Annotated in this window: 17 protein-coding genes and 5 tRNA genes; 21 read left to right on the forward strand and 1 reads right to left on the reverse strand. The window is 38.4% G+C overall.

Annotated elements, in window-relative coordinates:
• Positions 1-62 precede the first annotated feature (62 nt).
• The 6 genes from HMPREF3106_RS07155 to HMPREF3106_RS09755 all read left to right on the forward strand — a co-directional run bounded on the left by HMPREF3106_RS07155 (position 63) and on the right by HMPREF3106_RS09755 (position 1,205).
• Positions 63-133, forward strand: a tRNA-Trp gene (locus tag HMPREF3106_RS07155).
• A 16-nt stretch (positions 134-149) separates the two neighbouring features.
• A tRNA-His gene (locus tag HMPREF3106_RS07160) sits at positions 150-222 on the forward strand.
• Positions 223-227: 5 nt separating this feature from the next.
• Positions 228-299: transfer RNA gene (locus HMPREF3106_RS07165), tRNA-Gln, on the forward strand.
• A 17-nt stretch (positions 300-316) separates the two neighbouring features.
• A tRNA-Cys gene (locus HMPREF3106_RS07170) sits at positions 317-387 on the forward strand.
• 9 nt (positions 388-396) lie between these two features.
• A tRNA-Leu gene (locus HMPREF3106_RS07175) sits at positions 397-480 on the forward strand.
• A 164-nt stretch (positions 481-644) separates the two neighbouring features.
• Entirely contained in the window at positions 645-1,205 is a 561-nt protein-coding gene (locus HMPREF3106_RS09755; RefSeq protein ID WP_070445481.1) for a CPBP family glutamic-type intramembrane protease, read from the forward strand.
• Positions 1,206-1,280: 75 nt separating this feature from the next.
• Here HMPREF3106_RS09755 and HMPREF3106_RS07185 read toward each other — a convergent pair whose 3' ends face one another.
• Positions 1,281-1,754: an HXXEE domain-containing protein gene (locus HMPREF3106_RS07185; protein ID WP_070445484.1), complete on the reverse strand. Its 474-nt coding sequence runs from the start codon at positions 1,752-1,754 to the stop codon at positions 1,281-1,283.
• A 194-nt stretch (positions 1,755-1,948) separates the two neighbouring features.
• Between HMPREF3106_RS07185 and HMPREF3106_RS07190 the strand changes: the two genes are divergently transcribed.
• From HMPREF3106_RS07190 to rpmF, 15 genes are all read left to right on the forward strand, one after another.
• Positions 1,949-3,184, forward strand: a complete 1,236-nt coding sequence (locus HMPREF3106_RS07190) for a glycosyltransferase family 4 protein (RefSeq protein ID WP_070445487.1) — start codon at positions 1,949-1,951, stop codon at positions 3,182-3,184.
• Entirely contained in the window at positions 3,180-4,052 is an 873-nt protein-coding gene (locus tag HMPREF3106_RS07195) for an NAD(P)-dependent oxidoreductase (RefSeq protein ID WP_210384831.1), read from the forward strand. The genes HMPREF3106_RS07190 and HMPREF3106_RS07195 overlap by 5 nt, the downstream gene beginning before the upstream one ends.
• A gap of 89 nt (positions 4,053-4,141) precedes the next feature.
• A complete protein-coding gene (locus tag HMPREF3106_RS07200) occupies positions 4,142-4,372 on the forward strand; it encodes a YkuJ family protein (protein ID WP_005606007.1) in 231 nt (76 codons plus the stop codon).
• A 76-nt stretch (positions 4,373-4,448) separates the two neighbouring features.
• Positions 4,449-5,657 carry a homoserine dehydrogenase gene (locus HMPREF3106_RS07205; protein ID WP_246827566.1) on the forward strand — a complete coding sequence of 403 codons (1,209 nt, stop codon included), beginning with the start codon at positions 4,449-4,451 and terminating at the stop codon, positions 5,655-5,657.
• Complete coding sequence (gene thrB, locus HMPREF3106_RS07210) at positions 5,657-6,553, forward strand: homoserine kinase (protein ID WP_070437160.1); 897 nt, start codon at positions 5,657-5,659, stop codon at positions 6,551-6,553. Before HMPREF3106_RS07205 ends, thrB begins: the two co-directional genes overlap by 1 nt.
• Positions 6,554-6,563: 10 nt before the next feature.
• The gene (locus HMPREF3106_RS07215; protein ID WP_070437161.1) at positions 6,564-7,082 is read left to right on the forward strand and encodes a YqeG family HAD IIIA-type phosphatase; all 519 of its coding nucleotides are present in this window, start codon (positions 6,564-6,566) and stop codon (positions 7,080-7,082) included.
• A 2-nt stretch (positions 7,083-7,084) separates the two neighbouring features.
• Positions 7,085-8,194, forward strand: coding sequence for a ribosome biogenesis GTPase YqeH (gene yqeH / locus HMPREF3106_RS07220; RefSeq protein ID WP_371327441.1), 1,110 nt, complete (start codon positions 7,085-7,087; stop codon positions 8,192-8,194).
• 16 nt (positions 8,195-8,210) lie between these two features.
• Complete coding sequence (yhbY, locus tag HMPREF3106_RS07225) at positions 8,211-8,537, forward strand: ribosome assembly RNA-binding protein YhbY (protein ID WP_005605998.1); 327 nt, start codon at positions 8,211-8,213, stop codon at positions 8,535-8,537.
• Between the two features lie 3 nt (positions 8,538-8,540).
• Positions 8,541-9,179 (forward strand): nicotinate-nucleotide adenylyltransferase, encoded by a 639-nt coding sequence (locus tag HMPREF3106_RS07230; protein ID WP_070437162.1) that lies wholly within the window; start codon positions 8,541-8,543, stop codon positions 9,177-9,179.
• Positions 9,176-9,781 carry a bis(5'-nucleosyl)-tetraphosphatase (symmetrical) YqeK gene (gene yqeK, locus HMPREF3106_RS07235; protein ID WP_005605995.1) on the forward strand — a complete coding sequence of 202 codons (606 nt, stop codon included), beginning with the start codon at positions 9,176-9,178 and terminating at the stop codon, positions 9,779-9,781. The genes HMPREF3106_RS07230 and yqeK overlap by 4 nt, the downstream gene beginning before the upstream one ends.
• Before the next feature lies 1 nt (position 9,782).
• Complete coding sequence (gene rsfS, locus HMPREF3106_RS07240) at positions 9,783-10,139, forward strand: ribosome silencing factor (protein ID WP_005605994.1); 357 nt, start codon at positions 9,783-9,785, stop codon at positions 10,137-10,139.
• Positions 10,139-10,879, forward strand: a complete 741-nt coding sequence (locus HMPREF3106_RS07245) for a class I SAM-dependent DNA methyltransferase (protein ID WP_070445497.1) — start codon at positions 10,139-10,141, stop codon at positions 10,877-10,879. The genes rsfS and HMPREF3106_RS07245 overlap by 1 nt, the downstream gene beginning before the upstream one ends.
• A 9-nt stretch (positions 10,880-10,888) precedes the next feature.
• Positions 10,889-12,073, forward strand: coding sequence for a nucleotidyltransferase (locus tag HMPREF3106_RS07250; protein ID WP_070445500.1), 1,185 nt, complete (start codon positions 10,889-10,891; stop codon positions 12,071-12,073).
• A gap of 91 nt (positions 12,074-12,164) precedes the next feature.
• Entirely contained in the window at positions 12,165-12,719 is a 555-nt protein-coding gene (locus tag HMPREF3106_RS07255; RefSeq protein ID WP_070445503.1) for a YceD family protein, read from the forward strand.
• Between the two features lie 41 nt (positions 12,720-12,760).
• Positions 12,761-12,940, forward strand: coding sequence for a 50S ribosomal protein L32 (gene rpmF, locus HMPREF3106_RS07260; protein WP_005605990.1), 180 nt, complete (start codon positions 12,761-12,763; stop codon positions 12,938-12,940).
• Positions 12,941-13,018 lie beyond the last annotated feature (78 nt).

Here is a 13,018-nt window from a genome sequence, read left to right on the forward strand (position 1 = left end):
TTCGGGTTCGGCAGTTCGAATCTGCCCCCCTCCATTTTTTGGAGTTGAATTTCAAACTATTTAGGGGTATAGTTTAAAGGTAGAACAGCGGTCTCCAAAACCGTTAGTGTGGGTTCGATTCCTGCTACCCCTGTTACTTTAATATTATGGCGACCGTGGCGAAGTGGTTAACGCATCGGTTTGTGGCACCGACATTCGGGGGTTCGATTCCCCTCGGTCGCCTATCTTGGGGTATAGCCAAGCGGTAAGGCAACGGACTTTGACTCCGTCATTCGTTGGTTCGAATCCAGCTACCCCAGTTTTTTTATAGTTTGATGGCGGTATAGCCAAGTGGTAAGGCAGAGGTCTGCAAAACCTTCATCACCGGTTCAAATCCGGTTACCGCCTTCCTGATATGCCGGCGTGGCGGAATTGGCAGACGCGCTGGACTCAAAATCCAGTGCCCGCGAGGGCGTGCCGGTTCGACCCCGGCCGCCGGTATATGTGTAAAGACAAGGTTCTTATGACCTTGTCTTTTTTTGTTTTAACGATGAGTATAACCATTTAAATTCATTTTGTATAGTGGCATAAGTTGATGTGAAGTCTGCTTTGTTTTACTATTGAATCAGATATTCTAATTTTTAGAAGGGTAGTTCATCAGTTCCATGTTCGAAACAATATACTATACATTTGTATCTTTACTTCTTTATTTTATAATCCTTTTTTTCTCGCAAGTGCTATATTCTGTTTTGAAAAGAAAGAAGACTTCATTAGAACTTTTAAAGATTATAAGAGATCTTTTTAAAACAATTGTTTTCATAGTGCTACTAATATATGCAAATATTTTGAATTTATTGTCTTTATCAGTAAACTTTGTATCTCTTTTCTTTTTCGGATTGTTTACTCTCTTATTTATTTTTTTATTTACAAAAAAGGATAATAGTCATTATCCTTTGCATACAAAAGTTTCAGCGATTCTTCTTTCACCTGTTATTGAAGAAGTGATTTGTAGAGAAATTGCTTATAATTCTGATTATGTTTGGGTTTCTTATATACTGGGAACGATCATCTTTATCTTTTTCCATTTTGCTTTTGACTTTAAGAGCATCATTTATTTTCTATGTATGTCGAGTTTGCTTTTCCTTTTAAGGGAACAATCTGGTTCAGTTCTAAATTCTATTCTTCTTCATATGATGATGAATCTAACCGTTATTTATAGAAAATAATCATCTTAGATATGTTTTTAATTTATGAAACACGAAAGCCCAACGAAAAAGTATCGTTGGGCTTTTTAGACTGTACTATTTTTTATAAAAGGCATTTAGTAATTTAAAACAGAGGGCTAGATTGAGAAGAATAATGAGTAGTGTGAGGATAGAAGAAAAGTATAGGTATAAAGAGCTTTGTACTAGTTGATGAATCCATATTGAACAACATAATCCTGTTACGATTCCACTCAAAAGACCAGGTATATATCTTTTTAGATAAAGAGTTTGAAATACATGGATTACAATGTGATAGTTATATGCGATGATGATTGTTTGATAAATTGTAAAATCACCCACATAAAAACTATAGGCTAGAAAAGCTAAAAGAATTAGAAATTCCTCGAAGACGATTAGGTTAAACTTAAAAGGAAAATAGAGTTCCTTGAAATTTTTAAATTTCGAATTATCAACCAGAGAGGACATAAATGAGGGCATAAGAAGAATCTCTTCCATTTCGTGAATCATAAATAAGCTAGGAAATAGTAAATAGAACGCGATTGAATCCATAATGTGAACCTTCTTTATTAAAAGTTTGTTTTATGTTGAATATTATACCAAGAAATGGAACCTGTTATGAAATATTGACATTTTCTACTACTTAAAATGGTTAATTTATCAGCTATTAGTGACACTATTGTTTGTATCGTTTATAATAGAAGAGATAGTAGAAATATTTATATTTCAAATTTAAGGAGGTAAGTATGCGAGTCGGTATATTTACAGATACGTACTTTCCACAAGTGAGTGGGGTTGCTACTTCAATTCGAGTACTAAAAGAAGATTTAGAAAGACAAGGGCATAAGGTCATTATTTTTACAACTACTGATCCAAAAGTGACTGAGCCAGAAGAAAATATTGTACGATTAGGTAGTGTTCCTTTTTTTGCGTTCAAGGATCGTCGAGTTGCGATTCAAGGGCTGGGGAAGGCTTATCGAATTGCGAAAGAAAATGAATTGGATATCATTCATACACAAACTGAATTTAGCCTTGGATTAGCAGGCAAACTAATTGCTGCTATGTTGAAGATTCCAACGATTCATACGTACCATACAATGTATGAAAAATATTTACACTACATTGCAAAAGGCAAAGTGCTACGTCCAAGTCATGTGGCGTATATCTCTAAAGCGTTTTGTAATCAAACAAGTGGAGTAGTTGCTCCTAGTCAAATGACAAAAGATAAGCTACTTGAATATGGAGTGCTTCAGGAAGTTCGAGTGATTCCAACTGGAGTCGTTGTTCCTCCGCAAGAACCAGATATAGCGAAAACTTTAAGAAGTGAGCTGGGGTATTCGGATGATGAAGTGGTATTACTATCACTCAGTCGTTTGTCTCAAGAGAAGAATATCGCTGCAGTGATTGCTGCGTTACCAGCTATCGTAGCAAGTAAGCCAAATGTACGCTTATGTATTGCTGGTGGCGGACCTGAAAGAGAGAAGCTCGAAGCGCAAGTGGCAGAACTTGGCATGAACGATTTTGTTCAATTTGTGGGCGAAATCAAAAATGAAATGGTCTATAAGTATTATCAAATGGCAGATCTTTACGTGAATGCTTCTGAATCAGAAAGTCAAGGATTAACCTACCTAGAGGCACTTGTTAACCGCGTTCCGGTAATCGCTAAGAAGAATGATTACTTAAGCGGCCTGATTACAGCAGATGCTTTAGGAATGTTATTTGAAACAGACGCAGATATTGCCAACTGTGTCTTAGGCTATATTGAAAATCAACTAGAAAACGAAGCGGAAGTATCAGTATTACAAGACCAATTATTATCGGAAATTTCTTCTGAAACATTTGGAGAAAGAATTGTAGATTTCTACGAAGCTGCAATTAATGGCTATCAATGGAATCAAGAACATTCGCATAATATTATGAATCTGATGAAATTTTTACGTTTATCAACAAGTGAGTTAAAGGATGAAGAAAATGAAAATTAATACAGTAGGCTTTGTTGGCACTGGCGTGATGGGGAAATCCATGATTCGCCATTTGCTGAAAAAATATAATGTTGTAGTGTACAATCGTACGAAAGAAAGAGCATTAGACCTTCTTGAAGAAGGAGCGATTTGGGCGGATACACCTACAGAAGTTGCTAATCAATCGGATGTGGTTTTAACAATTGTAGGCTATCCAAAAGATGTAGAAGAAGTGTACTTCGGTGAACAAGGAATCTTCAAGTCTACGAAGGAGCATCTTGTTGTAGTGGACCTTACAACAAGTACCCCAACTCTTGCTAAACGCATCGCAGAAGAAGCTACTAGTCGTTCGTGGGCGGCTCTAGACGCACCTGTTTCAGGTGGAGATCTTGGTGCAAAAAACGGAACTCTTTCCACAATGGTTGGTGGGACAGAGGAAACATTAGAAAAAGTATATCCAGTATTGGATTGCTTCTCTAAGACGATTACGTTGCAAGGAACTGCAGGTGCTGGGCAACATACAAAAATGGCTAATCAAATTATGATTGCAGGAACGATGACAGGTTTAACAGAGATGCTCGTTTATGCAAAAGCTGCAGGACTTGATTTGGATAAGGTATTACAAACAGTTGGTGCAGGAAGTGCGGCCAACTGGTCACTCTCAAATTATGGACCTCGCATTTTAAAAGAAGATTATTCTCCAGGATTCTTTGCAAAACATTTCCTTAAAGATTTAGGAATTGCACTTGATGAAGCAGAGAGAATGCGTCTATTTTTACCAGCAACTTTACAAGCGAAGAAACTATACGAAACGCTCTGTGACGATGGTTTTGCAGATGATGGTACCCAAGCTTTAATCAAATTATATTGGAATTTACCAACTGAATAAAATTCTCTTAAAAGAATGGTTATTCTTACTATCAAAGATGGGTTTTATGGTAGAATAATGGAAGAAAGTTTGAAAGGGGTAGTAATTATATGAAACCTTCACAATTGGTGGCAATTGTTCAACGTCTGCAAACAATGGCAGCACAAGATTCTGAGATTGAGGTGCGTCGTTTTGAAAAGGATGGCGTTGAGAAAGCTATCGTTACTTTTAATCATGAAGCAAATAGTTTTGAATTAGAAGACGTAGAAACAAATCAAACATTCCAATTTGATGATATTGATTTAGTGACAATTGAAATCTTTGAAATGTTACAAGATTAAAAATTAACTGTGAGTAAAGCCACGGCGCAGAGTGTCTGTGCTGTGGCTTTTCAATATAAAAGGTAAGGATGAACAAATGAAAATTGCGTTATTAGGATTTGGCACTGTTGGTAGCGGTGTTTATAATATTTTGAAAACAAATGTAGCAAAATTACAGAGAGTACTTCCAGAAGAAATCGAGATTAAGACGGCTTTAGTTCGTGAACCAGAGTTGATGCAACAAACAGATGTTGTATTTACAAAAGATATTAATGATATCACTAAGGACCCAGAAATCGAATTAGTAGTTGAAGTGATGGGCGGAATCACAACCGCATATGATTATGTGAAAGCTTGCTTATTAGCGAAAAAATCAGTTGTAACAGCCAATAAAAATTTAATTGCTGTTCATGGAGTTGAATTGACAACGCTCGCTAAATTAGAAGAGGTGTACTTGTATTATGAAGCAAGTGTTGGCGGGGGAATTCCAGTTCTTCGTCCGATGGTGCAACACTTTGAAACAAATGAAGTGGAGTCCATCGTTGGGATTGTTAACGGGACAACAAACTTCATTTTAAGCTCAATGGAAAAAGAAGGGCTCAGCTACGAAGCAGCACTGAAGATTGCTCAAGAAAAAGGCTTTGCTGAAGCGGATCCAACAAGTGATGTGGAAGGACATGATGCAGCTTATAAATTAATGATTTTGACGCGTTTAGCTTTTGGCGTAAATGTTACTTTTGATGAAGTAGCTAAAACCGGAATTTCTGGAGTTACAACAGCTCATATGAAGATGGCTTCTGAGAATGGGTATGCAATCAAACTTCTAGCAAAAGCTCTTAGCGATGGCAAAAAAGTTTCGCTTGAAGTAGCACCAACTTTTGTACCAGTAAATCATTTACTAGCGCAAGTTCATTATGAAAACAATGCGATTTCTGTAACAGGAAATGCCGTGGATGAAGTTTTATTCTACGGAAAAGGAGCAGGCTCACTTCCAACAGCAACAAGTGTCTTAGCAGACGTAGTGGAAGTCCTTCGCCGCAAAGGAAATGGAAGTGCGGTGGAAACATTTGGCCGTGTAGAAAGCCCACTTGTGGAATTCAGTCCAGAGGCTGCGACAAGTTCTTATTTCGTATATGGAAAAGGAAACTTGAAAGAAGCTCCGTTCAATGGAGAAATTGTATCAAACAGCCAAGGTGAATTCGGTGTTCGTTATACAGCTTTAACTGCAAGTGAGTTAGCTAAAGTAAAAGAAGCTTTCGCTCATCTAAATGAAGTCGCTATTTATCCAATCTTGGAGGAAGCATAATGGCATTAACAATTAAAGTTCCAGCAACTTCAGCCAATATCGGACTAGGATTCGATTCACTTGGGATTGCAGTGAATTTATATTTAACACTTCACGTAGGAGAACCTTCTAGCGAATGGGTGATTTCGCATCCGTTTGGAGAAGAGATTCCGACAAATGAAGAAAACTTAATTATTGAGACTGCTTTAAAAGTTTGCCCAACATTAGCACCGCATAAACTTGTATGCGAAAGTGAGATTCCTTTAACAAGAGGACTTGGAAGTAGTTCGAGCGCGATTGTTGCCGGAATCGAATTAGCCAATGTTTTAGGCAACTTACAGTTAACCAACGACGAAAAAGTCAAATGGGCAACCCTTTTCGAGGGACACCCTGACAATGTGGCACCAGCAATCTTAGGAGGTGTCGTTGTCGCTACTTATGATCACTACACGCAAGAAGTGTTGACGGTTCATAAAAATGTAGAAGCATCGATTGCAATGGTCGCTGTGATTCCAAACGTTCAACTATCAACGAAGAAGAGTCGTGGCGTACTGCCAAGTTCGCTTGCATACGGCGAAGCGGTCGAAGCAAGTAGCCGTAGTAATGTCTTAGTAGCTGGATTAATGGTGGAAGATTGGAAAGTCATTTCATCAATTGTTGAAAAAGATTTATTCCATGAAACATATCGTTCAACGCTTGTTCCTTGGATGGAAGAGGTTCGTACGATTACAAAAAATGAAGGCCTAGATACATGCGGAACTTACTTAAGTGGAGCAGGTCCAACGGTGATGACATTCGTTCATAAAAAAGAAGTAGATCGTTTTGTACAAACATTAGAAAAGTATTTAGAAACAACGCTAAAGGATTGCGCGATTCGTGTGCTTGAAATTGATGCGCAGGGCGTTTACGTAAAGTAGAAGGAGAACTATGGCACTATTCAAACCAACGTGGTTTAAAAAGACCTTTCAAGAGATTACCGTTCCTTTCTTACAAGAGAATGGAATCGAAGTTGTCTTAACCGATTTAGATAATACACTAATTGGCTGGGACGAAAAAGAAATCGATGGAAATTTACTTGCTTGGGTACGTTCATTAAAAGAAGCAGGCATCAAGATTGTTCTTGTATCGAATAATAATGAACATCGTATCAAAGATGCTGCTGAAAAGTTGGATGTCCCATATGTGTATCCTGGGTTGAAGCCACTGCACAAGGGATTCAAAGCAGCACAACAATTACTGGATTTTGATAAATCGAAGACGGTAATGGTGGGCGACCAATTATTGACAGATATTCTAGGAGCGAATACATTTGGAGTTAGAACCATTATCGTAAAACCTAGAAAAGAGAGCGATGCTTGGAAAACAAAAATCAATCGTTTCTTTGAAAAAGGAATTTTTGTAGTGACACAAGGTGTGTCTTATCATAAGAAATGGGAGGAGGATTAATCATGGAACAGTATGTATGTATTGGATGTGGAGCAACAATCCAAACGGAAGATCCAAAAGGAACGGGGTACACACCGCAAAGTGCATTAAATAAAATGCTGGAAAGTGAAGGCCCTCTCTATTGCCAACGTTGTTTTAGACTTCGTAATTATAATGAGTTACAACCGGCCTCTCTAACAGACGATGACTTCTTAAAGATGTTAAGTAGTATCGCCGATGAAGATGCGCTTGTCGTATTTGTGGTTGACTTATTTGATTTATATGGAAGTATGATTTCAGGCTTAAAACGTTTCGTGGGGGATAACCCAATTTTATTTGTAGCCAACAAAGTAGATTTATATCCAAAATCAGTCAACCGTAATCGCCTTAAAGCATGGATTGAACGTCATGCAAAAGAGTACGGTATTAAACCGGTCGATACACTTCTTGTGAGTGGTCATAAACGGATTCAAATTGATGAGTTACTTGAGAAGATTAACGAGTACCGAAAAGGGAAAGATGCATATGTCGTAGGGGTCACAAACGTAGGAAAATCAACACTCATTAATAAGTTGATTCAAAGTATTGGTGAAACAGGCGAAGTGATTACAACATCTCAATATCCAGGAACAACGCTTGGACAAATTGATATTCCATTTGATGAACATTCTTCATTAGTGGATACACCGGGGATTATTCACCGTCATCAAATTACTCACTACTTAGCGGAAAAAGAAATGAAGAAAGTCTTACCGCAAAAAGAGTTACAACCAAAGACATTCCAATTAAATAGTGAGCAAACGATTTTTATCGGCGGCTTGATTCGTGTTGATTACGAACAAGGAGAACGAAATTCATTTACATTCTATACACCGCAAACAATCGACTTGCATCGCACGAAGTTGGAGAAGGCGACTGAGTTTTATGCCAAACATGCAGGAACACTTCTAACGCCGCCAACAGGAGACAATATGAAATTGTATCCAAAACTAGTGAAGAAGACATTTACGATTAAAGAGAAAACGGACTTAGTGATTGCAGGGCTTGGCTGGGTAACGATTCAAAAACCAGGTACGGTATCTGTATGGAGTCCAAAAGAAGTCGACGTGATTCAACGTCAATCTATTATTTAGAGAAAGGAGAGCTTTCATGGAATTAAAAGGGAAAGAAAGACAGTTCTTCAAAAAAGAAGCACATTCGTTGAAGCCAATTTTCCAAATCGGGAAAGGCGGACTTAGCGAAGAGATGATTCATCAAATTCAAAACGCTGTTGAGAAACGCGAATTGATTAAAGTGACTTTATTGCAAAACACATTAGAGGAGCCCCAAGAAGCTGCTGAAACAATTGCTGAGGCAACTGGAAGTACCATCATTCAAGTGATTGGCCATACGATTGTGTTATATAAAGAAGCTCGAAATCCAAAACATAGAGATCTTTCAGTACGATTTGCAGAATTCAAAAAAAGAGGTCGATAGACGATGGTTGCTGAACTCAATATTTTTTCTGAGACATTAAACAAAACTGAAAAATTCGGTGAAGAAATGCCGGTAGAACGCGTAGGGCTTATCGGAGGTAGTTTCAATCCGCCACATATTGCACATTTAATTATGGCTGAACAAGCACGTGTGCAATTAGGCTTAGACAAGGTGTACTTTTTACCAAGTCATATTCCGCCACATGTGGATGAGAAAAAGACCATTGATGCGAATACCCGTGTGGAAATGACACGCCTTGCAATTCAAGATAATATTTATTTTGATATTGAGACGATTGAACTCGAGCGTAATGAGAAGAGTTATACGTATGACACGATTCAACTCTTAAAGAGACAAAATCCGAATACGGAATATTACTTTATTATTGGTGGAGATATGGTGGATTATTTACCGACATGGCATAGAGTGGATGAATTAGTTCATGAAGTACAATTTGTCGGGGTTGAACGTCCAGGATATGAAAAAGAAACGCCATATCCAGTCCTATGGATTACAGCACCGAAGATGGATATTAGTTCAACACAAATTCGAAAAAATGTCTTATTCCAACAAAGCATTAAATATTTGGTGCCAGAATTAGTGGAAGCCTATATTGCCGAAAAGGGGTTGTATTTAGAATGAGCGAAGTAAAGAGCTTTGAACCTTATACAACAATGACAAGAGAAGAGTTATTATCACATGTCCAGTCAAATATGAGCGATAAGAGATATCAACACTGCCTGCGTGTCGAACGAAAAATATTGGAATTAGCAAAGCTTTACGGCGTCGATGAGAAGGCTGCTGCGTTTGTGGGATTAGCGCATGATTATGCTAAAGAAATCCCAGTGGAAAAACAGCAAGCTCTTGCCAAAGAAATTGGACTTCCTGAAATGTATCATCATGAAGGTTCTGAAATTCTACACGGGCCGATTGGAGCGTATTTGATTTCAAACCTATGCGGAGTAAAGGCTGAAGAATTACTTGATGCCATTCGTGAGCATACAATTGGAGGGCTTCAAATGAGTCTTCTTTCTAAGTGTCTCTTTGTGGCAGATGCAATCGAAGACGGAAGAGATTATCCAGGTGTGGATGTTGCAAGAGAAATCGCTGCGAAGAATATTGATGATGCGGTCTTTTATTTATTGAAGCATACATTGGAATTTTTATTGGAAAAAGAAGTAAGTATTTTTCCAAAAACAATAGAAGTTTATAATCATTATTTGAAACAAAGAAAAGGAGAATAGAATGGAACATACCAGTAAAAAATTATTACAAGTTGTTTTAGATGCTTGTGAAGACAAGTTAGCACAAGAAGTGGTTGCACTAGATGTAGCAAGTCTTACACCAGTTGCAGAATATTTCGTGATTACACACGGTAAAAACGAAAAACAAGTACAAGCGATTGTCGATGCGGTTGAAGAAGCGGTTGAAAAAGAAGGCTTCGAAGTTAGAAGTATTGAAGGTAAAGATGGTGGCAAATGGATTTTAATGGACTTAAATGATGTGATCGTTCATGTATTCTATTATGCGGATCGCGAATTCTATAATTTAGAAAAATTATGGAGCGATGCACCAATCGTGAATATTGTGAGTGAAAACTAATGAACTATCAAAAATTTGCTCATGTATATGACCAAGTGATGGATCAACAACTCTACGATGAATGGACGGACTATGCGGTTCGTTCTTTTTCGCATAGTGCCAAAAGACCCGTTCGTAAAGTGATGGAACTTGCTTGCGGGACAGGAGAAGTATCTATGCGCCTTGACGATAAAGGATTCGAAGTCGTTGGCGTTGATTTATCCAAGAATATGTTAGAGATTGCTAAAAAGAAAGCGCAAGGTAGACCAATCGAATGGCTTCAAGCGGATATGCGAGTATTGGAAGAGGTACCAACTACCGACGCAGTGACACTCTTTTCAGATTCTCTTTGTTATTTAACGGACTTTGAAGATGTCGTTTCGGTTTTTGAAGCGGTGTACGACCATTTAGAAGAGGGTGGAATTTTCCTCTTCGATGTGCACTCGCTCTATCAAATGCAAGAAGTCTTTCCAGGATATCAATATCATTTCGTAGAAGACGATTTTGCATTTCTATGGCAAAGCTATGAATTAGATGAGCCTGGCAGTGTCGAACATGTTATTGATATGTATATTAAACAAGAAGATAGCAATCTGTATGAGCATTTCCAAGAAGTGCATGAGGAGCAAACTTTCCCAATTGAAATGTACGAAGCTGCACTGGAGATGGTTGGTTTTACCGATATCAAAGTGAAGGCTGACTTTGGAAGAAGCGAAGTCCAAGAAACGCGTCCGCGTTGGTTCTTCCAAGCGGTGAAATGAGGCTTATGTATGAAAGTATGTGGAGTAATCGCAGAATTTAATCCATTTCATCAAGGCCATGCATATCTGTTAGAACAGGCACGGAAAAAAACGAGTGCGGATGTTATTGTTGTCGTGATGAGCGGTAATTGGGTGCAACGTGGTGAACCTGCGATCGAACAAAAATGGAGTCGCGCAAAAGTCGCGCTACAAAATGGAGCAGACGTCGTGATTGAGATGCAAACTGCAGTGAGCTGTCAGTCAACAGATCGTTTTGCAAAGGGCGCAGTTGAAATCTTGCAAAAGGTAGGTTGCCACTATTTAGCATTTGGTTGCGAAGGTGGGGACGTAGCGTTTTTCGAAACAGCTGTATCTCAGCGACAAGCCATTGAAAAAGAAATTAGCCGTTTTGTAGAAGAGAACCGTTCACTTACTTTTGCAAGTCAATTAACGCAGTTGGCTATCAAAAAGTTTGGAGAAAATAGTGAACTTGCACAAGCGTTGCAGTCGCCAAATCAACAGTTAGGATTAGCATATGCTGTTTATAATTCTGAGACAGAAATTCCAATGCAGCTGGTTCCTATCACACGAGTAGGGAGCGGACATTTGGATGATACGTTAGAAGAGGCAACTTTTGCTAGTGGAACAGCCTTACGAAAAGCTCTGAAAGAGAATCGCCAGGAGAAAGTGTTGGTAGAACAACTATCCTATGTATGTTTCGATAAAGAAGAGTACAAAAACGATTGGAGTTCTTATTGGCCACTCTTGAAGAGTGTCGTCTTAAGAAGTACTGACGAAGAACTACGTGCCATTTATCAAATGGAAGAAGGAATCGAGAATCGCTTGAAGGAAGCTGTTCGAACAACTTCGACTATTGAGGAGTGTCTCCAACATCTCAAAAACAAACGGTGGAGCTGGGCAAGGTTGCAACGACTCCTTGTTTATGTTTTACTTGGAATAACCAAAACGGAAATGGAAGACTATTGGAATATACCGATTCATCAAGGTAAAGTCCTGGGGTTTACATTAAAGGGTCAAAAGTGGTTGAAGCGAATGCGAGAAGTAGAGTCGTTTCAATTAATTACTAATTACGCAGCTTATAAGGATGAACGCCAAGAGAGTTGGGATTTATTGTATGATTATTGGAATCCATCTAAACAAATTTCTGCAACAGTCTTTAAGCCGATTCAAGTGAACAAGGAGATAGGATTTTAATCTCTGTCTTTTCAAGCTTGTAAAGTAAAAAGCTTTGACAAACTTTCAATAAACTAGTATAATTCAGTATGTTGCTTTAGGGGTGAAAATTGTGAAAATATCAGTTAAACAACTTCAGGATTCTCAAGGGACTCCAACTTACTTTGATACAGAAATTTATGTGGAAGAGGCTTTAAAACAACGAGATGATTCCATTCTTGCTGTTTCGCCAGCACAAATCAAAGGCTTTCTTGTTTATCAAAGCCAATCAGTTGTAGCGCAATTTACTTGCGATGTTGATATCACACTTCCTTCATCCAGGTCTTTAGAGCCAGTGGTAGTTCCACTCCACATAGATATTGTGGAAAGATACATTCCGTCCCATCTCTCGGTTGATGAGAAAGAGCTAACAGAAATTGTGATGCCTCTTGATGGTGATTGGGTTGACCTTGAACCCGCTGTGGAAGATCATATTTTACTTTCAATTCCTTTACAAGTCTTATCGCAAGAGGAATTGAGTGAAGATAAAATGCCTTCAGGAAATGATTGGGAGGTTGTGACGCAAGAAGCTCTTGAAGAGCGACGCAAACAACAAAAAGAACAATCGGTTGATCCAAGGCTAGCGTCTTTACAGTCTTTCTTCGAAAAGGATGAGACTGAGAAGTAAAAAGCATTATGTAAAGAAGATTGATTAGGAGGTGTACAAAAATGGCAGTACCAAAACGTAAAACATCAAAAGCGAGAAAAGCAAAACGTCGTACTCACTTCAAATTAGAAGTTCCAGGATTGAGCGCATGCCCATCATGTGGAGCATTAAGAAAGAGCCATCACGTTTGTCCTGAGTGTGGTTCATACGACGGAAAAGAAGTTGTTTCTAAAGAAGCATAATCATAAACGTTACAAAACCTTAGACGGCTGTCTAAGGTTTTTTCTTTTGGCTCTTTGTCAAATAGTGTTGATGAAGAA

Source organism: Granulicatella sp. HMSC31F03 (genome assembly GCF_001807725.1).
GTDB lineage: Bacteria > Bacillota > Bacilli > Lactobacillales > Aerococcaceae > Granulicatella > Granulicatella adiacens.

Excerpts from the sequence above, each read along its gene's own strand:
- HMPREF3106_RS07185 (WP_070445484.1), bottom strand. The coding sequence starts at position 1,754 with ATGGATTCAATCGCGTTCTATTTACTATTTCCTAGCTTATTTATGATT.
- rpmF (WP_005605990.1), top strand. The coding sequence starts at position 12,761 with ATGGCAGTACCAAAACGTAAAACATCAAAAGCGAGAAAAGCAAAACGT.
- yhbY (WP_005605998.1), top strand. The coding sequence starts at position 8,211 with ATGGAATTAAAAGGGAAAGAAAGACAGTTCTTCAAAAAAGAAGCACAT.
- HMPREF3106_RS07200 (WP_005606007.1), top strand. The coding sequence starts at position 4,142 with ATGAAACCTTCACAATTGGTGGCAATTGTTCAACGTCTGCAAACAATG.
- HMPREF3106_RS07190 (WP_070445487.1), top strand. The coding sequence starts at position 1,949 with ATGCGAGTCGGTATATTTACAGATACGTACTTTCCACAAGTGAGTGGG.
- HMPREF3106_RS07205 (WP_246827566.1), top strand. The coding sequence starts at position 4,449 with ATGAAAATTGCGTTATTAGGATTTGGCACTGTTGGTAGCGGTGTTTAT.
- yqeH (WP_371327441.1), top strand. The coding sequence starts at position 7,085 with ATGGAACAGTATGTATGTATTGGATGTGGAGCAACAATCCAAACGGAA.
- rsfS (WP_005605994.1), top strand. The coding sequence starts at position 9,783 with ATGGAACATACCAGTAAAAAATTATTACAAGTTGTTTTAGATGCTTGT.
- HMPREF3106_RS07215 (WP_070437161.1), top strand. The coding sequence starts at position 6,564 with ATGGCACTATTCAAACCAACGTGGTTTAAAAAGACCTTTCAAGAGATT.
- yqeK (WP_005605995.1), top strand. The coding sequence starts at position 9,176 with ATGAGCGAAGTAAAGAGCTTTGAACCTTATACAACAATGACAAGAGAA.
- HMPREF3106_RS09755 (WP_070445481.1), top strand. The coding sequence starts at position 645 with ATGTTCGAAACAATATACTATACATTTGTATCTTTACTTCTTTATTTT.
- HMPREF3106_RS07245 (WP_070445497.1), top strand. The coding sequence starts at position 10,139 with ATGAACTATCAAAAATTTGCTCATGTATATGACCAAGTGATGGATCAA.
- HMPREF3106_RS07230 (WP_070437162.1), top strand. The coding sequence starts at position 8,541 with ATGGTTGCTGAACTCAATATTTTTTCTGAGACATTAAACAAAACTGAA.
- thrB (WP_070437160.1), top strand. The coding sequence starts at position 5,657 with ATGGCATTAACAATTAAAGTTCCAGCAACTTCAGCCAATATCGGACTA.
- HMPREF3106_RS07250 (WP_070445500.1), top strand. The coding sequence starts at position 10,889 with ATGAAAGTATGTGGAGTAATCGCAGAATTTAATCCATTTCATCAAGGC.